This window comes from Flavobacterium cryoconiti, assembly GCF_048158645.1.
Lineage (GTDB): Bacteria > Bacteroidota > Bacteroidia > Flavobacteriales > Flavobacteriaceae > Flavobacterium > Flavobacterium cryoconiti.
On record NZ_JBLNKW010000002.1, the window covers coordinates 253,091 to 277,641 of the forward strand.

Annotated in this window: 23 protein-coding genes; 10 read left to right on the plus strand and 13 right to left on the minus strand. The window is 31.8% G+C overall.

What is annotated here, in order from left to right; translation table 11 throughout:
• Positions 1 to 30: 30 nt before the first annotated feature.
• On the minus strand, positions 31 to 222 hold the full coding sequence (gene ccoS / locus ACM55H_RS04035) for a cbb3-type cytochrome oxidase assembly protein CcoS (RefSeq protein ID WP_039109622.1): 192 nt from the start codon (positions 220 to 222) through the stop codon (positions 31 to 33).
• A 117-nt stretch (positions 223 to 339) separates the two neighbouring features.
• Positions 340 to 2,745 (minus strand): heavy metal translocating P-type ATPase, encoded by a 2,406-nt coding sequence (locus ACM55H_RS04040; protein ID WP_416835281.1) that lies wholly within the window; start codon positions 2,743 to 2,745, stop codon positions 340 to 342.
• Positions 2,746 to 2,855: 110 nt separating this feature from the next.
• On the opposite strand from ACM55H_RS04040, the gene ACM55H_RS04045 reads away from it, so the two are divergent.
• Positions 2,856 to 3,536 carry a Crp/Fnr family transcriptional regulator gene (locus tag ACM55H_RS04045; protein ID WP_416835282.1) on the plus strand — a complete coding sequence of 227 codons (681 nt, stop codon included), beginning with the start codon at positions 2,856 to 2,858 and terminating at the stop codon, positions 3,534 to 3,536.
• Between the two features lies 1 nt (position 3,537).
• Here ACM55H_RS04045 and ACM55H_RS04050 read toward each other — a convergent pair whose 3' ends face one another.
• The 4 genes from ACM55H_RS04050 to def all read right to left on the minus strand — a co-directional run bounded on the left by ACM55H_RS04050 (position 3,538) and on the right by def (position 7,175).
• Positions 3,538 to 4,986, minus strand: a complete 1,449-nt coding sequence (locus ACM55H_RS04050) for an APC family permease (protein ID WP_416835283.1) — start codon at positions 4,984 to 4,986, stop codon at positions 3,538 to 3,540.
• 160 nt (positions 4,987 to 5,146) lie between these two features.
• The gene (gene mazG / locus ACM55H_RS04055) at positions 5,147 to 5,929 is read right to left on the minus strand and encodes a nucleoside triphosphate pyrophosphohydrolase (RefSeq protein WP_416835284.1); all 783 of its coding nucleotides are present in this window, start codon (positions 5,927 to 5,929) and stop codon (positions 5,147 to 5,149) included.
• An 82-nt stretch (positions 5,930 to 6,011) separates the two neighbouring features.
• The gene (locus ACM55H_RS04060) at positions 6,012 to 6,497 is read right to left on the minus strand and encodes a DUF5606 family protein (RefSeq protein WP_416835285.1); all 486 of its coding nucleotides are present in this window, start codon (positions 6,495 to 6,497) and stop codon (positions 6,012 to 6,014) included.
• 90 nt (positions 6,498 to 6,587) lie between these two features.
• Positions 6,588 to 7,175 carry a peptide deformylase gene (gene def, locus ACM55H_RS04065; protein ID WP_039109618.1) on the minus strand — a complete coding sequence of 196 codons (588 nt, stop codon included), beginning with the start codon at positions 7,173 to 7,175 and terminating at the stop codon, positions 6,588 to 6,590.
• A gap of 196 nt (positions 7,176 to 7,371) precedes the next feature.
• Between def and ACM55H_RS04070 the strand changes: the two genes are divergently transcribed.
• Complete coding sequence (locus ACM55H_RS04070) at positions 7,372 to 9,585, plus strand: FUSC family protein (RefSeq protein WP_416835286.1); 2,214 nt, start codon at positions 7,372 to 7,374, stop codon at positions 9,583 to 9,585.
• Positions 9,586 to 9,650: 65 nt separating this feature from the next.
• Here the strand turns inward: ACM55H_RS04070 and ACM55H_RS04075 are convergent, their stop codons facing one another.
• The 3 genes from ACM55H_RS04075 to ACM55H_RS04085 all read right to left on the minus strand — a co-directional run bounded on the left by ACM55H_RS04075 (position 9,651) and on the right by ACM55H_RS04085 (position 12,443).
• Positions 9,651 to 11,147, minus strand: coding sequence for a malate:quinone oxidoreductase (locus ACM55H_RS04075; RefSeq protein WP_416835287.1), 1,497 nt, complete (start codon positions 11,145 to 11,147; stop codon positions 9,651 to 9,653).
• Between the two features lie 120 nt (positions 11,148 to 11,267).
• Positions 11,268 to 11,684, minus strand: coding sequence for a Holliday junction resolvase RuvX (gene ruvX, locus ACM55H_RS04080; RefSeq protein WP_416835288.1), 417 nt, complete (start codon positions 11,682 to 11,684; stop codon positions 11,268 to 11,270).
• A gap of 24 nt (positions 11,685 to 11,708) precedes the next feature.
• Positions 11,709 to 12,443 carry a class I SAM-dependent methyltransferase gene (locus ACM55H_RS04085; protein WP_416835289.1) on the minus strand — a complete coding sequence of 245 codons (735 nt, stop codon included), beginning with the start codon at positions 12,441 to 12,443 and terminating at the stop codon, positions 11,709 to 11,711.
• Between the two features lie 146 nt (positions 12,444 to 12,589).
• On the opposite strand from ACM55H_RS04085, the gene ACM55H_RS04090 reads away from it, so the two are divergent.
• Genes ACM55H_RS04090 through ACM55H_RS04105 form a run of 4 tightly spaced genes read left to right on the plus strand, consistent with a single transcriptional unit; the run spans position 12,590 to position 16,327 of the window.
• Positions 12,590 to 13,405 (plus strand): 2,3,4,5-tetrahydropyridine-2,6-dicarboxylate N-succinyltransferase, encoded by an 816-nt coding sequence (locus tag ACM55H_RS04090; protein WP_039109614.1) that lies wholly within the window; start codon positions 12,590 to 12,592, stop codon positions 13,403 to 13,405.
• 36 nt (positions 13,406 to 13,441) lie between these two features.
• Positions 13,442 to 14,422 (plus strand): glycosyltransferase family 2 protein, encoded by a 981-nt coding sequence (locus ACM55H_RS04095; protein ID WP_416835290.1) that lies wholly within the window; start codon positions 13,442 to 13,444, stop codon positions 14,420 to 14,422.
• A 20-nt stretch (positions 14,423 to 14,442) separates the two neighbouring features.
• Complete coding sequence (locus ACM55H_RS04100; protein WP_416835291.1) at positions 14,443 to 15,507, plus strand: glycosyltransferase family 9 protein; 1,065 nt, start codon at positions 14,443 to 14,445, stop codon at positions 15,505 to 15,507.
• Positions 15,508 to 15,538: 31 nt separating this feature from the next.
• A complete protein-coding gene (locus ACM55H_RS04105) occupies positions 15,539 to 16,327 on the plus strand; it encodes a glycosyltransferase family 2 protein (protein ID WP_416835292.1) in 789 nt (262 codons plus the stop codon).
• On the opposite strand, the gene ACM55H_RS04110 is transcribed toward ACM55H_RS04105, so the two are convergent.
• On the minus strand, positions 16,313 to 17,020 hold the full coding sequence (locus ACM55H_RS04110; RefSeq protein WP_416835293.1) for a lipopolysaccharide kinase InaA family protein: 708 nt from the start codon (positions 17,018 to 17,020) through the stop codon (positions 16,313 to 16,315). The genes ACM55H_RS04105 and ACM55H_RS04110 overlap by 15 nt on opposite strands.
• A 141-nt stretch (positions 17,021 to 17,161) precedes the next feature.
• On the opposite strand from ACM55H_RS04110, the gene ACM55H_RS04115 reads away from it, so the two are divergent.
• Positions 17,162 to 18,232 (plus strand): glycosyltransferase family 4 protein, encoded by a 1,071-nt coding sequence (locus ACM55H_RS04115; protein WP_416835294.1) that lies wholly within the window; start codon positions 17,162 to 17,164, stop codon positions 18,230 to 18,232.
• 66 nt (positions 18,233 to 18,298) lie between these two features.
• Here the strand turns inward: ACM55H_RS04115 and ACM55H_RS04120 are convergent, their stop codons facing one another.
• From ACM55H_RS04120 to ACM55H_RS04130, 3 genes are all read right to left on the minus strand, one after another.
• On the minus strand, positions 18,299 to 19,120 hold the full coding sequence (locus ACM55H_RS04120; protein ID WP_416835295.1) for a polysaccharide deacetylase family protein: 822 nt from the start codon (positions 19,118 to 19,120) through the stop codon (positions 18,299 to 18,301).
• Between the two features lie 21 nt (positions 19,121 to 19,141).
• Positions 19,142 to 20,254 (minus strand): glycosyltransferase, encoded by a 1,113-nt coding sequence (locus tag ACM55H_RS04125; RefSeq protein WP_416835296.1) that lies wholly within the window; start codon positions 20,252 to 20,254, stop codon positions 19,142 to 19,144.
• Positions 20,255 to 20,340: 86 nt separating this feature from the next.
• Positions 20,341 to 21,312 (minus strand): WaaS/CpsH family glycosyltransferase, encoded by a 972-nt coding sequence (locus ACM55H_RS04130; RefSeq protein ID WP_416835297.1) that lies wholly within the window; start codon positions 21,310 to 21,312, stop codon positions 20,341 to 20,343.
• Positions 21,313 to 21,382: 70 nt separating this feature from the next.
• Between ACM55H_RS04130 and ACM55H_RS04135 the strand changes: the two genes are divergently transcribed.
• Genes ACM55H_RS04135 through ACM55H_RS04145 form a run of 3 tightly spaced genes read left to right on the plus strand, consistent with a single transcriptional unit; the run spans position 21,383 to position 24,503 of the window.
• Positions 21,383 to 21,943, plus strand: a complete 561-nt coding sequence (locus ACM55H_RS04135) for an L-threonylcarbamoyladenylate synthase (RefSeq protein ID WP_416835298.1) — start codon at positions 21,383 to 21,385, stop codon at positions 21,941 to 21,943.
• Between the two features lie 53 nt (positions 21,944 to 21,996).
• Positions 21,997 to 23,430 carry a CCA tRNA nucleotidyltransferase gene (locus tag ACM55H_RS04140; RefSeq protein ID WP_416835299.1) on the plus strand — a complete coding sequence of 478 codons (1,434 nt, stop codon included), beginning with the start codon at positions 21,997 to 21,999 and terminating at the stop codon, positions 23,428 to 23,430.
• A gap of 50 nt (positions 23,431 to 23,480) precedes the next feature.
• Positions 23,481 to 24,503 carry a COX15/CtaA family protein gene (locus tag ACM55H_RS04145; protein ID WP_416835300.1) on the plus strand — a complete coding sequence of 341 codons (1,023 nt, stop codon included), beginning with the start codon at positions 23,481 to 23,483 and terminating at the stop codon, positions 24,501 to 24,503.
• Positions 24,504 to 24,551 lie beyond the last annotated feature (48 nt).

Sequence of the window (24,551 nt, forward strand, 5' to 3'; positions counted from 1 at the left end):
GCTAAAAGTTATTGAAGTTTTCAGATTCAATTACTTCTCATCTTGTTTTTCTGGTCTCTCTTCTTTTTGGGTTGATTTCAAAAGCTCATCGTCAAAAAGCATTCTGACTGATGGCGTATAATCATCATCATATTGACCGGTTTTTACCGCTCTTATAAAAGCAATAAAAAACCCTATAGCGACTATTATACTGATGGAGATTAATAAATAAATGACACTCATACCTTAATTTGTGTTAACAAAGTTACTTTTACGGTTTGTAGTAAAATATGACATTTGTCATACTTCTTATTTTATGTTAAAAATATGTGAAAGCGCAGTTCAAAAACTTATATAATTCTATTTTTTATTTGCATAATAGCTACTCATCACAGTCACAAAACTTACAATAGTTATTGTGCTCAAAGGCATAATGATAGCCGCTACCAAAGGCAATAAATTTCCTGTAATGGCAAATGACAATCCAACCACATTGTATAAAAGTGAAAGCGTAAAACTCATCTTTATAGTTGTTATCGCATTGTTAGAAAGTCTCAGGAAATAGCTTAATTTTTGAAATTCACTAGCATCCAGAATAGCATCACAGGCCGGTGAAAAAACATTCACATTTTCAGAAATTGAAATTCCAACATTGCTTTGCGCCAAAGCTCCGGCATCATTCAATCCATCCCCCACCATCATCACATTTTTGCCTTCTTCTTGTAATTTTTTAATGAATTCTAATTTTTCTTCCGGTTTTTGATTGAATATTAATTCCGTGCCTTTCGGCAAAAGGTTTTCTAATGTTGCCCTTTCCCCTTCATTATCGCCTGACAAAACCTTAATTTGATATTTACTGCTTAGATTTTTAAAAAGTTCCTCTAACCCTTCTCTATATTGATTGTTGAAAATAAATTTTCCATAATAAATACCGTTAATTTTTATATGGACAGAAGTTTGCTGAATATTATTTTTTTCTGTTCTTTTTACAAAAGCAGCTGAACCAATTTGAATTTCGTATCCAAAAATATGTGCTTGAATCCCTTTACCGGTGATTTCCTCAAAAGCATCAACTTTTAATTTTTTAGTTTCCGTTGCTGATTTGTTTTGCAAGATTGGCACAGGCAAATAATCATATAACATTCTGCTCAATGGATGATTCGACGCCCGAAGTACATTTTTAATCAGCAGCAAATTTTCATCAGAAAGTGCATCACCTTCATAGGAAATATTCGACTTTTTATTAGTTGTAATAGTTCCCGTTTTATCAAAAACTATAGTGTCGACTTTAGCTAATTGTTCAATAACTAAAGCGTTTTTGAGGTAGAATTTCTGTTTTCCTAAAATTCGCAATACGTTGCCAAAAGTGAATGGCGCCGTCAATGCCAATGCACATGGACAGGCAACGATCAGTACAGCTGTAAACACATTGAAAGCAATATTCGCATCAATAGAAATCCAATATCCAAATCCAAAAAACGCAATTAATAAAAGTATGGGCGTAAAATAACGAGAAATTCTATCCGTTATAGTTTTGTGTTTTTGTTCTACATTTTTCTGGAACACATCATTACTCCATAATTGTGTCAAATAGCTTTGTGAAACTGAATGTAAAACCTCCATTTCTATTACTTTACCTATTTGTTTTCCGCCAGCAAATACTTTATCGCCTGATAGTTTAGTAATAGGAATCGCTTCTCCAGTGACAAAACTATAATCAATTTCTGCTTTTTCTGAAATTAAAATTCCATCAACAGGAATTAATTCTTGGTTTCTAATGAGTAATCGGTCGCCTTTTTGAACTTCATAAATAGCAACACTTTCTTCAGTAGCATCGGTATTAATCTTGGTAATTGCTATTGGAAAATAAGATTTAAAATCTCTTTCAAAACTCAAAAAACTATAGGTTTTGATTTGGAACATTTTACCCAAAAGCATAAAGAAAATCAATCCTGTTAAGCTATCGAAGAATCCAGATCCGTAATTCATAAAGATGTCAAAAGTGCTTCGCACAAACATCACTATAATTCCCAAAGCAATAGGAATATCGATATTGAGCATTTTAGATTTAATACTTTTATACGCCGAAACGTAATAACCACTAGCTGAATAGAAAAAACTGGGTAATGATAATATAAAAATGGCTCCTCTAAAAAAGTCTCGGTATTGGTCCAGCCAAAATTCCTTAACTTCAAAATATTCTGGAAATGAAAGCAACATTATATTTCCAAAACAAAAGAAAGCGACCCCTAATTTATACGTTAAACTTCTATCGACATTATTAGTTCCCGTTTCATAGTTTTCAAGACTAATGTATGGTTCATAACCAATGGAACTCAATAAATAAACAATAGCTTTAATAGAAACAACTTCTGGATTGAAAGTGATTCGGACTCTTTTTTCAGGAAAATTAACCTGAGAAGTGTTTATTCCTTTTTGAAGACGCTGTAGATTTTCCAAAATCCAAATACACGAGCTACAATGTATATGAGGAATACTAAGTGAAATAATAGCGGTTGAATTTTCTTCAAATTCCAAAAGTTTGGATACAATACTCTCATTATCTAAAAAATCATATTTACCATTAATTTCTTGCGGGGTTGCTCCAGGGGATTTTTCAAAATCATAATAGCAAGTCAAATCATTGAGGCTAAAAATCTCGTACACGGTTTTGCAACCGTTGCAACAAAAATTTTTGGCATCAAAAATAATTTCATCTTCTTTTATAATATCTAATCCACAATGGAAACAGTTTTGTGTGTCCATAAATTTGCTCATTTTACCTGAAACAAAGGTGACAAATTGAATGAGTTAAAAATATGATATATGTCATATAAATGTCTAAATTTGTAATAGATTTAAAATACCTTCCAATTATGAGCAAATGCGAACAATGTATCGTTAGAGAATTTAGCTCTTTAAAAGCACTTACTAAAGACGAATTATTACAACTTTCTGACTGCAAAACATCTCACACTATTAAAAAAGGGGAAGTGATTTTTGAAGAAGGGGAAAATGTCAATGGTATCTATTGTGTTAAGGATGGTATTTGCAAGCTCACAAAACTGAGTCCAAATGGTAAGGACCATATCGTAAAATTGGTAACTAAAGGAGAATTATTAGGTCAACGTTCCATGATTAGTGACGAACCTGTGAATCTAAGTGCTGTTGCTCTTGAAGACATGGAGGTTTGTTTTATTCCAAAGTCGGAAGTAATGGGATACTTTGATAAAAACAATCAGTTCTCTATGAATGTCATGAGAACTATTTGTGGAGATTTAAAAGAAGCAGATGATCACATGGTCAATTTAGCCCAAAAAACCGTTAAAGAAAGATTAGCGGAGACGCTTCTTTATTTACATGACACCTTTGGAAAAAATGAAGATAATTCCTTAAAAATCCAACTTTCAAGAGATGAATTAGCAAGTATGATTGGTACTGCCACCGAAAGCTGTATTCGATTATTATCTGATTTTAATAAACTGGGAATAATTGAATTATCAGGAAAAAAGATAGTTTTGAAAGAAATCAACAAACTAAAAAAACTAGCTGAATAACTTACTCTTTCTTGTTCATTACAAAATAATAAACTGGAATTCCTAGACCCACAATACACAATCCCAACCCCGTATTGAACGTATCATAAATCAGTAAGGTGAGACAAATTGCCACAGTCACCACAATATAAAGTGCCGGTACAAATGGATAACCAAACGCTTTATAAGGTCTATCTGCATTTGGTTCTTTTTTTCTAAGGATAAAAACGCCCAAAATCGTCAATATATAAAACAATAACGATGCAAAAGTCGCATACGTTAATAAGTCTCCAAATTTTCCAGAAATACAAAGTACACAAGCCCAAATACATTGTACCCATAATGCCTTGGCAGGAACTTGATTTTTGTTTAATTCAGTTGCTTGTTTAAAAAATAATCCGTCTTTTGCCATTGCAAAAAACAATCTTCCTCCCGAAAGAATCAAGCCACTATTGCATCCAAAAGTGGACACCATGATTAACGCGGCCATCACAAAAACGCTAACATTTCCCATAATCATACTTGCTGCAGCTGCCCCAACTCTATCATTACTGGCAAACATGATTCCATTACTGGCAATATCGGTTGCATTTGGAGTTCCGTGCATCGGTAACAAAGCTAGATAAGCCAGATTTGCCAAAACATAAATAACAGTAACAATCAATGTTCCAAGAAACAAACTTCGTGGAATATTCTTTTTGGGTTCTTTGATTTCTCCTGCAATAAAAGTGACATTATTCCAAGCATCACTAGAAAATAACGAATTGATTATCGTGGCACCCGCAGCACCTAAAAGTGCCATTCCCGCTAATTTTGTGACGGTAATTGTTCCGTCAGGATTTACAACTGTTTTACTGGCTTCCCACATGTTTGTGAAATTATTGGATAAAACATCCGTTTGTAAACCAACATACAATCCCAAAATAATCAATGCAAATAGCGCTATTAATTTAGCCGAAGTAAGAACCAATTGAACCGTTTTTCCGCTTTCTACTCCTTTCGTATTAATATACGTAAGCAATAGTATACTTGAAATTGCCAATACTTTTTGGTACGAAAAAATAAAACTAGCGCCTATTTTAAAAAGTGTATGGTCTAAAATAGGAAAAAAAATAGCGGCATAATTAGCAAAAGTAACTGCAATGGCTGCAATAACTCCCGTTTGAATTACCGTAAAAACTGTCCAGCCATAGAGAAAGGAAACTAATCTTCCATAAGCGCGTTGAATATAAACAAATTGCCCTCCAGCATTTGGCATCATTCCAGCTAATTCCCCATAACTCAATGCTGCAGCAACTGTAATAATACCCGTAACTAGCCATATAACTAATAACCAAGCTGCAGAACCAATATCTCTTGCCATTGCTGATGTAACAATAAATATCCCTGATCCTATCATAGAACCAGCAACTAAACTGGTGGCATCAATTAATCCTAAAGAACGTTTTAACTCGGTTTTATTTTCTGGCATTGGGTAATTTTAATTATTTAATACTGAACACTATAATTTTTTCGCTTCTTCCCCAAATTAAGGTATTTGAAAATCATAGATTTCCAATTCCTATTTATTTTGGAAGCCGCTTCGCTTCTTCCCAAAATTAAGGTATTTGGAAATCATAGATTTCCAATTCCTATTTATTAGGAAGGCGCTTCGCTTCTTCCCAAAAAACATCCATTTCAGCCAAAGTCATATCCATTAATGGTTTCCCCAATTCTCCTGCTTTACTTTCTAAATATTGAAAGCGCTTGATGAATTTTTTATTCGTTCGTTCCAAAGCATCTTCGGGATTTACATTAAGAAATCGGGCATAATTTATCATCGAAAATAAAACATCTCCAAATTCGGCTTCAATTTTATCTTGATCTCCCTCTTCAACCTCAACTTGCAATTCTTCCAATTCCTCTTGAACTTTGTCCCAAACCTGATGGGATTCTTCCCAATCAAACCCTACTCCTTTAACTTTATCTTGAATTCGACTTGCTTTTACTAATGCGGGTAAACTTTTTGGTACACCTTCAAGAACAGACTTTTTACCTTCTTTCAGTTTTAGTTTTTCCCAGTTTTGCTTTACTTCTTCTTCATCTTTTACCACTACATCACTATAAATATGAGGATGACGATGGATTAACTTTTCGCAAATTTCATTGCAAACATCGGCCATGTCAAAATCGCTCGTTTCGCTCCCTATTTTAGCATAAAAAACAATATGCAATAACAAATCACCTAACTCCTTTTTGACTTCATTTAAATCATTATCTAAAATAGCATCTCCTAATTCGTAAGTCTCTTCAATAGTAAGATGACGTAAAGTTTGCATAGTTTGCTTTTTGTCCCAAGGACATTTTTCCCGCAAATCATCCATAATATCTAATAATCTTTCGAAAGCTTGCAGCTGGTCTTTTCTTGAATTCATATTGAAATGGTTTTTTGTAAAAATAAAAAAAATCCTGTCCAGAAAATGACTGAACAGGATTAAATATTATTTAAAATTGAAATTACTCTTTTTTAGCTTTTGCTTTTTTTGCAGGAGCTTCAACTTCTGCTGTTGGTATTTCTTCTGTAACCTCAACTTCTTCTGCAACTGCAGCAGCCGGTGTTTCGTCAGTAACTAACCCTTTTGCTTGAAGCATATTATACCAATTCAAAATTTTCTTTACATCAGAAGGATATACTCTTTCTTCATCATAATCTGGTAAAATTTCTTTAAAATAAGCTAATAAAACCGCATTCTCTTCTTTATGCGAAATTGCTTGCCCTTTGTTCTCTTTATCAGCAATTTTTTGCATGATTTCAGCTAACGGTTTTTCGCCTTCATACGTATAAATAGAAATCTCCGACAATAAACTCACATTGCTTTTTAAATTCACTGTAATTTTTTTTCCGTCCAATAATGATTCCGCAACAAACCCAGTACGCGTTTGTACTCTTAATACGTATAAGCCCGGTTTCCCAGAAATGGCTAATATTTTTTCTAAATTCATGTTTTTTTTGTAATTATTTATTAAGAATTTGACTTATTTTTTTTCATTTAAAACCAAAAATTATACCAAGATAAGGCTATAAATGGGAATTTATCTTCCTTTTTTACCAAAAAATTTCATTCGATACTCTTGGAAAGTTTTGCCTTCTAAGATGTTTTTAAGCTTTTTTTGAATCAAACGTTTTTTCAAGGACGAAATTTTATCCGTAAACAAAATCCCTTCAATATGATCGTATTCATGTTGGATTACTCTGGCGATTAATCCGTCAAAAACTTCTGTTTTCATTACAAAATCCTCTTCACAATATTCAATAGTTATGGTTGGATTTCGATACACATCTTCACGAACATCAGGAATACTTAAACATCCTTCATTAAAGCTCCATTCTGTACCTTCTTCTTTTATCATTTTTGCATTGATAAAAGTTTTTTTGAATCCTTTCAATTCCTGTTGTTTAGCATCTTCTAAATCTTCATCATCACTAAAAGGAGTCGTATCGATTACAAATAAGCGAACTGCCAATCCTACTTGCGGTGCAGCAAGTCCCACACCATAGGCGTTATACATCGTCTCGTACATATTGGCAATCGTTTCTTTCAAGTTTGGATGTTCTGGTGTAAGAACTTCTCCTACTTTTCTTAAAACAGGATCACCATATCCTATAATTGGTAAAATCATTATTGTTATATTAAGTATTATCTACTGTAAATCTGAATATGTCTCCATTTAATTCAGTCTGCAAAAATAGTAAAAAAATAGACAATGAATAATCCTCCATTGATAATTAGTGTTTTTTTACAATTAAGTTCAAAACACATCTCTTTATCCTTTGAATAATTCGTACAATTCTTACCTTTGTTAGTAATACAATTATATGATTTACAGAATCCGAAAATTTACAGACAGTACTTATTTCAATAATGCCTTAAAGGTAACGATAGCGGCAGTCATTCCTGTTTTATTGTTTTCTTTTCTTGGTAATTTTGAAATGGGTTTTACTATAGCACTAGGAGCTTTTTTCACCTATCCAAGTGACATTCCAAGTAGTTTAAAACATAAAATCAATGGTGTTCTGGTTACTGCTTTTCTAGTTGCCGGTCTCAATTTGTTAGTGAATATCATGCATCCCTATTCTTGGATTTTTTATCCATTTTTAGCACTTTTGATTTTCTTGATATCCATGCTTTCTGTATATGAAAAAAGAGCCACAGCGGTTTCTTTCTCGGCGTTACTTGCCGTTTCATTGGCATTTGCACATTTGCATACCAGCTGGGAAATGATTGAATATTCAGGATTAATTCTTGTAGGTGGTTTATTTTACCTTCTAATATCCCTTATTTTTCATTATGTAAGTCCTCATCGTTATATCGAATTAGAAATTGCTGAATGCATCAAACTAACGGCTAAGTATTTAAAACTAAGAGGGGATTTATGGACCATTAATGCTGACAAAAAAGCAATTATTGAAAAACAATTACACCTTCAGGTTGAATTGAATACCATTCGACAAAACATTAGAGAGGTGCTAATCAGTAGTCATACTACTTCCGGTTCTTCCAATCAAAACCGCAAGATGCTTATTGTTTTTATTTCATTGATAGAAATTCTGGAACTTGCCTTATCTACTTCTTTCGACCATGATAAGTTACATCAAAAATTTGACGATCATCCAAAGGTGTTACTAACATACCAGAGCCTGGCTTATAATCTTGCCACAAGTTTAAAACAGGTATATAAAAGTGTACAAAACCGAACTAAATATGTTTCTAAACATAATTTACTTGGTGATTTAAATGCTTTACAACTTGCAATCACAGAATACGAAAATGACTTAGGAAAAATTGCCGCTTCCGAAGGTGTTTTTATGCTGACAACTATGCTTCAATATGCCGAAAAACAAGTTGAAAAAATAAAAATTGTAGAACGCGCATTTACCTTGGCTATCAATTCATTGGATTTTAAAGGAAAGGACAAAGACTTAGAAAAATTTCTAACACCGCAATATTATCCTTTGAGTACGCTGATTGAAAATCTTAGTTTCTCTTCTACTATTTTTAGACATTCACTACGATTGACCATCACCATTCTAATTGGTTTTATCATTGGTAATGTACTGCCTTTTCACAACGTATATTGGATTTTGTTGACTATCATCGTAATCATGCGACCAGGATATGGCTTAACCAAGCAACGATCTTTTCATCGAATTTTCGGTACTATTTTAGGAGGATTAATTGCATTTGGAGTTCTTACATTCATACACAATAGTATTATCATCAGCGTTTTTTCTATTCTTTGCATGCTTTTAGGATTTTCCTTTACACAAACAAATTATAAAGTCAGCGCAACATTTGTGACGATGTATATTGTTTTTATTTATGGAATACTGACTCCAAATATTAGTGATGTGATTCAATATAGAATTCTGGATACTATTGTTGGGGCAGCATTAGCTTTTTTTGCCAATCACTTTTTATGGCCTTCATGGGAGTTTTTAAATATTCCCATTTATTTGGAAAAATCCATAAAAGCAAATGAAAATTACCTGAAGGAAATCTCCATTTTTTATAATAAAAAGGGAACTATTTCTACTTCCTACCGATTAGCCAGAAAGAATGCTTTTATAGAAATAGGTAATTTAATGGCCTCTTTTCAAAGAATGATTCAAGAACCTAAATCAAAACAAAAACAACTGCCACAAGTATATAAACTGGCCATACTCAATCATTCTCTACTTTCCTCTTCAGCTTCCTTAGGAACTTACATTCAATCGCACAAAACGACATCAGCTTCTGAGGCATTTAATGTTGTGGTTGATACCGTAATTAAAAACCTCGATAATGCTATTGCGCTTTTGAAAGAAAATGATTTAGATATAAAAGAAAGCCTTCCAAAAGAAGATTTAGCCATGCGTTTTACCGAGTTAAAAAATATTAGAGAAAAAGAATTAAAAGCAGGAATTCCTATTGATGAAGAAGCGTTTCAATTGAAAATGCAGGAAGCACAATTGGTTATAGAACAATTAATCTGGTTGACTAATTTATCCGAAAACATAGTAAAGACAACAAAAGAATTAATGCAATCTTAAAATAAAAAAGCGCTGGAATTAGATTAAACATCTAAAAACCAGCACTTTTATTTTATTATGAAATACTAATTATTCAGTTTTAGAATTTCAGCAGTATCTTTTCTTATTTCGGCTAACAAAGTTGGATTTGTATTCAAAGCCTGCCCATAAGACGGAATCATTTTTTTTAATTTTTCCTGCCATTCCGGTGTTCCAATTTCTTCTTTGAAACATCTTCCTATTAAATCTATCATAATCGAAACTGCAGTTGAAGCACCCGGTGAAGCACCAAGTAAAACTGATAATGAACCGTCAGCAGTTGTGATTACTTCAGTACCAAATTCAAGTATTCCTCCTTCTTTTTCGTCTTTCTTGATAACTTGTACGCGTTGACCAGCTCTTTCTAATTTCCAGTCTTTAGATCTTGCACCAGGAACATATTCTCGTAATGCATTAATTCTATCTTTTGGTGATTGACGTACTTGTTCAATCAAATATTTTGTAAGTGGAATATTCTTAATACCAGCAGCAATCATCGGAATGATATTGTCTGGCTTTATAGATAATGGTAAATCTGAATAGGATCCATTTTTTAAAAATCGAGTAGAAAAACCTGCAAAAGGCCCAAAAAGCAATGCTTTTTCTCCATTTATCATTCGGGAATCAATATGTGGTACAGACATGGGTGGCGCACCAACACTGGCTTTACCATAAACTTTAGCTTGATGTTTTGCAATCACTTCAGGATTAGTACATTTGAGCCATTGTCCGCTCACTGGAAAACCTCCAAAACCTTTTCCTTCCGGAACATCTGCTTTTTCTAACAATGGTAATGAACCACCACCAGCTCCTATAAAAACAAATTTAGTATATGCTTTTCTTTTTTGGCCTGTAGCCAAATCTGTAATTTTTATTCTCCACGATTTATCTTCACGTTGTTTCAATTTTTGAACTTCGTGATGAAAATGCATGGTAACACCATCCAATTGCGTTAAATAATTGAACATGTTTCTGGTTAATTCTCCAAAATTCACATCTGTCCCAATTGCCATTGAAGTTGCAGCAACTTGATCTGTATCCTTTCTACCTTCCATAACCAAAGGCATCCATTCCTTTAACTGAGAAAAATCAGTACTAAAAAGCATTTCTTTAAAAAGCGGATTCGCATGTAATGCTTCATATCTTTTTTTAAGATACTCCACATTTTTATCACCCCAAACAAAACTCATGTGTGGAATGCTTTTTATAAAATTTTCAGGAGATGAAACTTTTTTCTGTTGGACTAAATAAGCCCAAAATTGACGAGAAACTTCGAAAGATTCCGCAATACTGATTGCTTTTTTAGGACTGATACTGCCATCTTCACTTTCAGGAGTATAATTAAGCTCACAAAAAGCAGAATGCCCTGTTCCTGCATTATTCCATGCATCAGAACTTTCAGCAGCAGCAATATCTAATCTTTCGTAAATTTCAATTTTAATATCCGGTTGTAATTCTTTTAGGATTAAGCCAAGTGTGGCGCTCATTATTCCAGCTCCTATAAGAACTACATCACTATTTGAACGAATGGTTGTATCAGGCATAACAAAATTTTAAAGCGCAAAGATACTTCATAAAACCATAAAAATTATAACAAATAATTGTTAAAAAGTAGGAAATCACGAAAACATTGTAGTCATTTTACTGCCTTCAAAACAACGCTTTTAAAATATTTTTCGAGTCAAATAATCCTGAAGCATTATCGTTGCAGAAATCTCATCAATCAGTGCTTTATTTTGACGTTGTTTTTTATTGAGTCCACTATCAATCATCGTTTGAAATGCCATTTTTGATGTAAACCGTTCATCTACCCGAATGACTTTCATATCCGGAAAATGATTCGTAAAATGCGTTACAAAACCTTTAATGATAGAAGCGCTTTCTGAAGGTTCACCATTCATTTGTTTGGGTTCACCAATAAGCACTGCTTCTACTTTTTCTTTGGCAAAATAATCCTTCAAAAAAGCAATAGCTGTTGCAGATGGAATTGTAGTTAAACCTGAAGCAATGATTTGCATTTCATCGGTAACAGCGATTCCTGTACGTTTCTGTCCGTAATCTATAGCGAGAATTCTTGGCATTTGTTATTTTTTTTTCAAAGGTAACTATTTTAATTTTCCGATTCTTAGCAACAATGGAAAAGCCACTTTCTTATCATTTTTTTGCCAAGAAATTTTCAACTCATCATAAATCAAGTCCAAAGGATTTTTATTGTTTTTCGAAATATAATGTTGTGTTGCCGACCATGTTTCCAGATAACCAATAAGTTCTTCAAAAGTCCATGCAAAATGATTTACGAAAGATTGTGTAACAATTTCATCAAATGGAAATGGAATCGTTTTATAATTTTCATCCAAGTATTTTCGCTCGGTATCCCAATACGGACCAACTATATTATAATAAAATTTTTGAATTATTGCATCAGAATCTTCATTGGTAGAAAACAATCCATAACCTAATACAGCAAAGATTCCGTCTGGTTTTAATATTCTGTAGATTTCTTTATAAAACGAATCAAAATCAAACCAATGAACCGCTTGTGCCACAGTTATCAAGTCAAATTCTTGATTTTTAAAAAAGGTATTTTCGGCTGCTGCTACTTTATAAATTATATTATCCGAAGGAATCGCATTATCAAGTTGATTCTGACTAATATCAATTGCATAAACCGTTTCAAAAAATCTAGAAAGTTTCTGTGCCACTTGCCCATTTCCTGTTGCTATATCAAGTGCGACCGATTTATTTTTGACAAATGAAACCAAATAATCAATCAATTTATCTGGATATTGCGGTCTAAATTTTGAATATTCGGAAGCTTGTTTGGAGAAATTATCTTTCATATTCCCATGATTTTCATTTATCATCCAAATTTACAACATTTAAAAAACATTAAACACAAAGCAAGTTAAATCTATAACATTTTCAAATCAATTAACCTTTTTGCTTTTTCGGTAAAAAACATATCTTTGTCAAAAATCTAATTAAAATGAATCCATTACAAACTATTATAGAACAAGCTTGGGAAAACCGCGCTTTGTTACAAGAAACAACAACAACTGATGCGATCAGAGCAGTTATTGAATTATTAGACACAGGAAAATTACGTGTTGCTGAGCCAGTTGGAGAGGGATGGCAAGTAAATGAATGGGTTAAGAAAGCGGTAGTGATGTACTTCCCTATTCAAAAAATGGAAACATGGGAATCTGGAATTTTCGAATACCATGATAAAATGTTATTGAAAAGAGGCTATGCAGAAAAAGGAATTCGTGTAGTTCCTAATGCTGTGGCGCGTTACGGTGCTTACATTTCTAGCGGTGTTATCTTAATGCCAAGTTATGTAAATATTGGTGCTTATGTAGACGAAGGAACTATGGTTGATACTTGGGCTACTGTAGGAAGCTGTGCTCAGATTGGTAAAAACGTACATTTAAGTGGTGGTGTAGGAATTGGTGGTGTTCTTGAACCATTACAAGCTGCTCCGGTAATTATTGAAGACGGTGCTTTTGTTGGTTCTCGTTGTATAGTTGTTGAAGGTGTTCATGTTGGTAAAGAAGCAGTTCTTGGTGCCAATGTTTGTTTGACTGCCTCTACAAAAATTATTGATGTTACAGGAGATACTCCAGTTGAAATGAAAGGATACGTTCCTGCTCGTTCTGTTGTAATTCCTGGAAGTTATACTAAAAAATTCGCTGCTGGTGAGTTCCAAGTACCTTGCGCTTTAATCATTGGAACCCGTAAACCTTCAACTGATTTAAAAACATCATTGAACAATGCTTTACGCGAATATGACGTAGCGGTATAATCCGTTTTCGTTTAAAAATCTTTATAAAAAGACCTATTGGATATTTCAATAATTATTGTCAATTACCGTGGTTGGAAAGCCTTAGACGAATGTTTAGAATCTATTGATGCAATTAGTTCAAAAACATTCTCATTCGAAGTTATCATTGTTGATAATTTTTCTAATGACGGACAATTTCCTGTTTTTAAACAAAAATATTCCAAGTTTACATTTATAGAAAATTCTGGTAATAATGGTTTCTCAAATGGTTGCAACTTTGGTGCAAACATTGCTACGGGAAACCATTTCCTTTTTTTAAATCCAGATACAAAACTTACTATTGAAGCCCTGGAAACTCTTTTACAAACAGCTGTTTCACATCCTGAAATTGGGATTTTATCCTGTTTGCAAATAAATGAAAACCATGTTTTTTACAAACAGAATAATTTATTTCCGGCTTTAGGGCGATTTTTTGGAATCTCAAGATCTTTTTTCAGAAAACTGAATAAAACAAAACTGGAAAAACGTTTTAACGACACTGATGATTTGTTTTACCCAGATTGGGTTACCGGAGCAGTCATTTTCATAAGCCGAGAATGGTTTAACAAAATTAAAGGCTGGAACGAAGATTACTGGTTGTATTTTGAAGATGTTGATCTTTGTAAAAAAATAGCTGATAACGGAGGAATAGTTGCCGTTACTCGAAAAGCAACCATATTTCATCAACATGGTGGTGCATCCCGACTCAATGTAAAAACAAAAGCACTCACAAAAACGGAAGTGATTATTTCTAAACACGTTTATATCAGCAATCAATTTCCAACAGGAATACAACTTAATTTTCATAGTTTATTGATTTTAGGAGTTCTTAGTGAGAAAATAATATTGTCGTTTTTAAGCCTGTTTTTATTTTTTATTCCAAAATTAAAAGTGAATCGGTTGATGCTAAAAAATCTATTCATTTATTATTTTAATGCGATACAAAAACAAACCTGGATTAGTCCTCGCGCGATGAATTACTTGAAAACAAAAGCATAATTTTTTCAAATTTACTTCGAATGAAAATACTCGTAATTCAACAAAAAATGATTGGAGACGTTTTAGTAAGCTCCATATTATGCAACAATTTGCGTAAAGCCTATCCAAAAGCGCAAATTGATTACATGGTTTACGAATCAACAATCGCTGTTTTACAAGGGAATACAAGTTTTGATAATCTCATTCTTTTCAACGAAAAACATCAAAAAAGCAAATGGGAATATTTTAAATTATTGAAATCCATTCGAGCTGAAAAATATGACATTGTTATTGATGCGTATTCTAAATTAGAAAGTTGGCTTGTTGTATTATTTTCAGGCGCAAAACAAAAAATTTCGTATTGGAAAAAAGGAAGAGACTTCCTTTATACAGATACTATAAAAAGACAAAAAACATCCGATACCAATTTAGGTCTAATAATTGAGCAACGATTAGCATTACTAAATCCTTTACATCTGGATATTGAATTAGAAACATTTCCCAGAATTTATGTCAAAAAAGAAGAGAATGATTTTGCTACATCACTTTTCAAATCTTATGGAATAGACCAATCCAAAAAAACGATTATGCTGAGTATAATTGGCAGTAGTGATGACAAAACCTATCCGCTGGAATACATGTCGCAATTAGTAGATTTCATTGCAGATAAAGATGATGCGAATATTCTTTTTAATTATTTTCCAAAGCAAATTGAAGATGCCAAAAAAATCTACAATGGTTGTAAAGAAAACACCAAACAAAAGATTCATTTCTCTATTTTAGGAAAAAACATCCGAGAGTTTATTGCCATAATGAATCATTGTGATATGATAATTGGCAACGATGGCGGAGCAATAAATATGGCAAAAGCATTAGAAAAACCTTCATTCATAATTTTCTCACCTTGGATTGATAAAAAAGGATGGGCTACTTTTGAAGATGGAATTAATCATGTTTCGCTACATTTAAGAGAGTTCAAACCAAATTTATTTGAAGGTAAAACGGCTAAAATAATAAAAAAAGAAACTGTTTTATTCTACAAGGAATTTACTCCTGAGTTGATTTTCCCTGCATTAAATGCTTTTTTAGAAACACATTTGAAATAATGCTATATTTTTGTAAAAGAGCTAAAAATTAATGAAATACAATCACAACACTAAAATTTCAGTTTTAATAATCACATTAAACGAGGAAAATCAAATGAAAGCTCTTTTGGCTGATTTGGATTTTGCTGACGAAATTATTGTTGTAGATTCATTTAGTACCGATAATACTGAGGTTATTTGTAAATCATTCGAAAATGTAAAATTCATTCAAAATACGTTTGAAAATTATTCTTCTCAAAGAAACTTTGCTATTTCACAGGCCAAAAATGATTGGGTTTTATTTCTGGACGCTGACGAAAGATTAACTCCTGAATTAAAAAATGAAATTTTAGTTACTGTAAAAAACAACCTAACATACGCTTCTTTTTTATTTCCGAGAACTTTTATGTTTGAGAACAAAGTATTGCATTTCAGCGGAAATCAAAGTGATAAAATATTTAGGCTTTTCCATAAAAATCATGCAGAATATACTTCTGAAAGACTGATTCATGAGAAATTAAAAGTAGATGGAAAAATTGGCATCCTAAAAAACAAACTTATCCATTATTCCTATGCTAATTATGAATCCTATAAATCGAAAATAATTCGTTACGGAAAATTTAAGGCTCAAGAGAAGTTTATCAAAAAACAAAAATCGCACTATTTACTCCACCTTCTGCATCCAACCTATAATTTCTTATACAATTATTTTGTTCGTTTGGGTTTTCTTGATGGGAAAAAAGGAGTGATCATTTGTTATCTGAACGCGTATTGCATTCATATTAGATACAAGGAATTAAATCAGCTTTGGAATAAAAAACAACCCTTATCTCCAAAATAGCAGTTTCTTTTTTCGGGCGATTTTTCTATGAAATTTCATCTGAAAATCATTGGTATAAAAACACATTTTACTAAAAACTTCGTCGTAGTCCTTGTTGTAAAGTTTTGCGTACTCTTTGCTCATTACAGCCAACATTTCAATTTTTGGCGTAAGCCTATGAAAATTTTTCATGCGAGCATCAAAATCCATAACATCATGAAAATTCATGCGGTTCAAATCCACCAAGAAAAATTCATATTGATTTTGAAGCCCCTTTTTAATCAAAGTGTTTCCTGGTGAATGATCTAGAAATTCGATTCCTTTTTCATGCAAATCGAAAGTAAACTGAGTAAACTGTCTCAATATATTTTCGTGATCTGGATAATCTGGATCTAGCACTAATTCTCTAAAAGTTAACTCCGCTTCAAGGTGCTCACTGATATAATAACTATTTTCTAATCCTGAAAATTTGAAATTTTCAGCATAAGCAATAGGTTGTGGCGTTCCAATTCCATTTTCCAGTAATCTATTGGCAAATTCATATGAACGTCTGGCTTTAGATTTTCTAAAATATTTATACGCTATTTGATTAATGACGTGAGGAATTTTGAACGATTTGATGTTAATCGTTTTTTCTTCTAAATCAAATAGTTTTATTTTATTTCGGTTTCCATCGCCAAAAAGAACTCCATTTGAATTAAAATTTTCAATCATTGCCAATAAATTTGACTTGCTTTTTAGAAAATGAGAGTGAATATTTATTTGCATCAATACATTATAAGTGTAAACAAAAGTAGTTATTGCATTTTATTTATCCAATTTAAGGTTTACATTTACTTCATTACAATGCTATTTATGTCAAAAACTGTATTTTTAGAAACGCATAACCTTAAGAATAAGGCAACTGGATTAGGAACTTTTAATTACGAGCTAATTAAAGGTTTATATCAATTAGAATTTAATGATTTAGAGTTAACTCTAAATGCTAAAAACCCAGAAATTCTTGAGAAAGAATTTGGAAAAAAATTTAGCTATCATAAATACACCAATTTATCGCGTCACAGTCTTTTTAGAACGCGGAAAAAGTATGACTTATGGCATTCTGTCAATCAAAACACAAAAGTGGAGCCATTTCACATCAATAAATATTTACTTACCGTACATGATGTAAATTTTGTGGAGGAAATCTCATCTGATATGAATCATAAAGCAAACAAACTCTTTCTTGCAAAATTAGAAAAAGCTACAGCGATTACTTACATATCCGAATTTGCAAAAAAACAAACCCATCAATATTTTAATGTACCCAATGTTCCTGAATATGTGATTCACAATGGAAATCCTATTACTACCATTTTAGACACTTCTGAATTTATTTCTGAAATCACTTTAGACAAGCCTTTTTTATACTCTATAGGTGATTTTTTAGAACGAAAAAATTTCTTGTCTATAGTAAAAATGATGATTCACATCCCTGATTTCAATTTGATTATATCTGGAAACAACCATAAATCGTATGGAATCGAAATAGCAAAATTCATCACGGAAAACAACCTACAAAATCGCGTTTTTCTTACTGGAAAAGTGGACGATATTGCAAAACAATATTATTTATCAAAATGTCATGCTTTTCTTTTCCCTTCAATTCGCGAAGGTTTTGGGCTTCCGCCAATAGAAGCGATGCATTTTGGCAAACCCATTTTCTTATCCAATAAAACATCCTTACCGGAAATAGGTGGAGAACATTCTTATTATTGGGATAATTTTGACCCTGAATACATGAAAACCATACTATTTGAAGGTTTAAACCATTTCTACAACAATCAAGATCTGATGGAATCATTAATGAAAGAAAGAGCCGCAAGTTTTAATTGGAAAGTTGCAGCAGCAGATTATTTAAAAGTCTATGAGAAGTGTCTTTTCTAAAAATTTTATTCCACAAAAAAATAAAATCTATTGAAAAACGTTGAAACATTTTTGCTAATTAATATTTTAAAATATTTTTTTTCTTCCAAAAATCACTTTCTTTTTAAAATCTTTCATCGAATCAGTTCCTCTAATATCAATACGTTGTACTTCATAAATATTTTTCAAAGGGAAAATGTTGATTCTATTGCCTATTCGAAGCCCGTATTTAATACCATACTTTTTCAATAAATCAAAAAACAGCTTCTGATTAACTCCTTTTTTACGATAATACCCCCCAAAAGTATATGCCAAAGCAGGAAAAACATTTAATTCTTCTTTTTTGATAATTTCTTGACATAATTGCAGATCTTTTTCAATCTCATCTAACGTTAAATTTGCATAATTATCATGTTTAAAAGTATGATATCCTAACTCAATATGAGACCCTATTTCCAATAATTGTTGTTTATTCATCAACTTCATATTCTCATTGACATATTTTCCGTTCCAATCAACATCTTGTCCTATTCTACCTAAAACCATAAAGCAAACTGCTTTAAAGTTGTATTGTTGCAGCAAAGGGTATAACTCGGTATAATTATCTAAAAAACCATCGTCAAACGTAAGAACAACAGTTTTTGCAGGCAAATCCTGTTTCTTGTTTGTCAATTCATCAATTTCTGACATCCAAAGAGTCGTATAATTGTTATTTTTTAAATATTCAAATTGTTCAATTATTTTCTCTTTACTAATTGTTATTTGATCTTCAAAACCATTTATAGAGATGGAGTGATATTCTAAAATTCTGATTTTTTTTGATGGAAAATAAAACAATTTAAATTGAATATTCAGAACAATCAAAAAAATAAATAAAATTGAAAATAATATAATTATTAAATAAATCATGGTATAAATTTTTAAACTCAATTAAATCAAATTATTATTAATTACTTCATTTAAAACATCTAAAAATTTTGCGCCAATTATAAAGCGTGTAGAAGTCGTCATCAAAAATTCAAAGCCATTGTTTATAAATTTATTTCGCATAGTATTGTTATTAATTAAAATTTCGACTTTATTGGCAAAATCAATTGGATTTCCCGCTTCTGCTAATAAACCAGTCTCATTATCTATTAAGACCGTAGGGATTCCACCAGCTTTTGCAGCAACTACAGGAACTCTACATGCATAACTTTCGAGGACAACTCCTCCTGTAGCTTCACATTTTGATGTGAACAAAAATAAATCTAATTCTGGAAGGCATTTATGTACATCTGCTCTAAATCCGGCAAAAATAACTTCATTCTCTAATCCTTTGGATTTAACATAAGTCTTAATCTCCGCTTCTAAAGATCCTTCTCCTATCAAAATATATTTTGCTTTCAATCCTCTTTTATATAACTCTTCTACAGTATCAATCCAAGTGTAATGATCTTTCACTTTACAAAAAGCAGAAACATTACCAATAATTTTATAGTCTGATGGAATATTAAATTCTCTATGCAGGAATCCATTTTTTTTATTATTAATAAACCTATCCGTATCAACAACACTTCCTATAACAGTCATAGAATCATGATTTTTTATAGAAGGTTTGAGGATTTCAACTACGGCATCAGATACACATACAATTTTTCTAATTCCTTTGTAATTGTATTTGTATTTCCTGAAAAAATTAGTTCCAATATTTTTAATTAAAGTTCTACATAAAACTAAAGGAATTTTTAAACCAAAAAAAACAGATGACAGAACACTTATCGTATGCGCTTTACTATTATGAATAATTACAACATTTGCATTATATGAGCCAACAATTTCTTTAAATTTCTTTGCGAATTTTAAATCATATTCTGATTTAAAATCAAAATTTTGAACCTGCAAATTTCTTTCTACGGCAACTTTATACAATTCAGAATTAACAGGACATATAATTAATTGATTCTCGACAAAGTTATTATCCCTGAATGATTCATATAAATCAACAATCATTTGCTCATGACCTCGCCAAACATTTGACGTAGTAAAATGGATTAATTTCATTAATGATTATTTTATCAGTAAAAATAGTCTTAATATTAAATAAAAAAATAAAAAAAGTGCTTAAAAAGTACTTAAAAATTAAACAATTAATTATTCTCCACGGTATTGACTTTAAAAACTTCAAAAATCCAATTGTCTAATTTGTATTTACTAAGAATATCGCTATCAATTGCTACAAAATCTGTTTCAAAAAAACTAGAAGGTACTTCATAATTACTTTCTGAAATGACAAAAATATTATTTGGATTATAAAAATCATAAGTAACAATATCCTGATTATTAGTAATTAATTTTTTCTTATAACCTAAGGCCTCAAAAATACGGAAAGTTAACCCGTCCTGATTCTTCTGCTGGATATCTACTAATACTAAACTGCTTGCAATTATATTTTTAACTTCACTTATTAGTAGATATCTATCCGAAATTTCAATACTCTTATGTTTAAAAAACCTATCTTTCTTTACTATAAAACGAAAAGAAATTCGCTCCTGTGAAAAATAATTAGCAAGCTTTACTAAAAACGGAAATCTTTCATCAAATGAAGATATATTAAATACTAGATTAGTTATTTTTTTAGTTTCAATTTGATCATCGTAAATATAATTAGTCAAAAATTGAAAATTATATTTCTCAACATCTTTTTTGTCATAACTATAAACCGTATCAAAAAAAGATAATGTCTTTTTTTGATCTTTAAAATTTTCAATACCATCAAACAAAAAACAGCTCATTTGAATTGCATTATCTCTTAACAACAATAACGCTTTACGCTCCAATTTATCAGGTCTAATAATTAAAATCTGATCAAATAAATCTCCATTTTGAATTACTTTTTTTATATAATTTGTCTTGTTTTTTTCTTTTAAACTAGGAAAACTGATCAATTTCAAAAAAAAATTAATAAGTCTAGAGAAAATATTTTTATAAGAAAATGGAATAGCATCAATATTAACATAAGTCAAATCAACATTCTGCGCTGCATAAAGCTTTTCAACTAAAAAGTCAATATAACCAAATGAATGCGTAGTTATTATTGCTATTCGTTTAATTTTTGTCATTATTGCTATCTTTGTAAAATTATCATTTCTAGCAAAAATAGAAAGTTATATTTAAATACCTAAAATTATAATGAATCAAGAAATACACAATGCCTACGAAGTAATAAAAGAAGGCGGAATAATCCTCTATCCTACTGACACGGTTTGGGGAATTGGTTGTGACGCTACAAATCCTGAGGCTGTTGCCAAAATATATAAACTCAAACAAAGAGCCGAAACCCAAAGCATGATTGTTTTGATGAATGGTGAAAAAATGATGTACAATGTATTTAAGGATATTCCTGAAGTGGCATGGCAAATCATGGATTTATCCGAAAACCCAACGACTTTAGTCTTAGACAAACCAAGAAATGTGGCTCCTAATTTAATTGCTCCAGATAACACTTTAGGAATCCGTATCGTGAAAGAACCTTTTTGTTTTAAATTATTGGAAAAGATGAAAAAACCATTGGTTTCAACTTCAGCAAATATTTCTGGACAACCTACCCCAAAAAGTTTCAAAGAAATTAGCCCCGAAATTATAAAAGGCGTCGACTATGTTGTAAATTTGCATCGCGAAAAAATTGCCGGAAAACCTTCTACAATTATAAAATTGACGAATGATTCTCAGGTGAAAGTGATACGTAAATAGTTTGTAGTATTCAGTTTAGCAACTTTGGACTATAGACTTTAAACATTTTTAAAATGAGCATCAAAACTTCCTATAAAGAAGCCTTAAATAATAAAATTTTCGAAGTCATTTCTCAAGCTTCCCAAGAACTTAACATTGAAAGTTATGTAATTGGTGGTTTCGTGAGAGATTTGCTTTTGAATAGAGATTTCAAAAAAGATATTGATATTGTTGCCGTTGGCAGCGGGATAGAATTGGCTTTGAAAGTATCTCAATTACTCCCAAAAAAACCAAAAGTTCAAGTTTTTAAAACCTATGGAACAGCGATGTTGCGTTTTGAAGATACCGAAATTGAATTTGTTGGCGCTCGAAAAGAATCCTATAATCTAGACAGTCGCAATCCTGTTGTAGAGAACGGAACTCTTGAAGACGATCAAAACCGTCGTGATTTTACTATAAACGCTTTGGCTTTATCATTAAACGCTTCAAATTTTGGCGAATTATCCGACCCATTTAATGGACTGGAAGATTTAAAAAATAAAACAATCAAAACACCTTTAGATCCGGATATTACTTTTTCTGATGATCCTTTGAGGATGTTGAGAGGAATTCGTTTTGCAAACCAATTGGGTTTTGAAATCGAAGAGCATTCCTTGAACTCTATTACAAAAAATGCAGAGCGAATTAAAATTATATCCGGGGAACGTATTGTTGACGAACTGAATAAAATTCTTTCGACAGACAAACCTTCCATTGGATTTTTATTATTGTTCAAAACAGGACTTTTGGATATTATTCTTCCGGAATTGACCGCCTTAAATCAAGTAGAAGAAATTGAGGGTCATACACACAAAAATAATTTCTATCACACCTTAGAAGTTGTTGATAATATTTGCCCAAATACAGATGATGTGTGGTTGCGTTGGGCTGCATTATTACATGACATTGGCAAGGCACCGACCAAACGTTTCAATAAAAAACAAGGCTGGACGTTTCATGGTCATGAGTTTTTAGGCGGGAAAATGGCAAAGAAAATCTTTGAACGTTTGCATATGCCTTTGAACCAAAAAATGAAGTTCGTACAAAAAATGGTGATGATGAGTTCCCGTCCGATTGTTTTATCACAAGATACCGTTACAGATTCTGCTGTGCGTCGTTTGGTTTTTGACGCGGGTGAAGATGTAGAGAATCTAATGACGTTGTGTGAAGCGGATATCACTACCAAAAACCCTAATAAATTCAAGAAATACCACCATAATTTTGAAATTGTTCGAAAGAAAATTGTGGAAGTAGAAGAACGCGATCATGTTCGTAATTTTCAACCTCCGATATCAGGAGAAGAAATTATGGAAATCTTCAATTTAAAACCATCCAAAGAAATTGGAATACTCAAAGAAGCCATCAAAGAAGCCATATTAGAAGGAGAAATCCCAAACGAATATCAAGCTGCTTATGGATTTATGTTAAAAAGGGCCGAAAAAATTGGATTAAAGATTAACGCTTGTTGAATTAAGGATTAATTGTTTTTAAAATATCTTTGCAAAAATTAGTTTCAAAAATGAAAAAGGAAAATAAATCAGTTGTAATTTGGTTGCTTTCAGGATGCTTTTTAATATTTTTAATGGTTGTTGTAGGCGGAATTACACGTTTAACTAATTCAGGACTTTCCATGACCGACTGGCATTTAGTTACCGATACTTTACCCCCACTTTCGGAAGTAAAATGGCAGGAAGCTTTTGAGAAATACAAACAATTTCCAGAATATCAAAAAATCAATATCCATAACGATTTTACTCTTTCGGATTATAAATTCATCTATTTCTGGGAATGGTTTCACCGTTTTATAGGACGAATTCTTGGTTTTGTTTTCATCATCCCGTTTGTTTATTTTTTAAGTAAGAAAAAAATTGACCGCGATACCTTAAAAAAATGTTACATTCTTTTAGGAATGGGTGCTTTTCAAGGATTTTTAGGTTGGTTTATGGTAAAAAGTGGTCTGGTAAATAATCCGGACGTAAGCCATTTTAGACTTTCATTGCATTTAACTTTTGCTTTTATCACATTTGCCTATACGCTTTGGGTTGCTTTGGATTTACTATATCCTGAAAAGAAAGAAATTGAAAAATCGTTACGAACCATTGCCCGTGTAGCACTAGCCTTTTTGTTATTGCAAATTATATATGGTGGCTTTGTTGCGGGTTTAAATGCTGGTTTAATTCACAATCACTGGCCTTTAATGAGTGATGGACAGTTTATCCATGACAGTGTTTTTCTGGAACAAAAAAACCTGTTTTTGAGTTTCACAGAAGGTAAAAGCGGGGTTCAATTTGTACATAGAACATTAGCTTATTTTGTAGTAGGCATGATTGTTTTATTGTACTTCAAAAGCATTAATTTTACTTTAGACAAAGCACAAACCAAAGGAATTAAATTGCTTTTATTATTGGTTTTTGTTCAGTTTGGTTTAGGTGTTCTAACGCTATTATATGGCGTTCCTTTGTGGTTAGGACTCTTACACCAAGTTAGTGCATTTTTCTTATTGACGGCAATGACTTTTACGTTACATCGATTATCAAAATAATTTTTTCACAATTTATACCTGACTATATTGTCGCATTTCTTTGTTCAT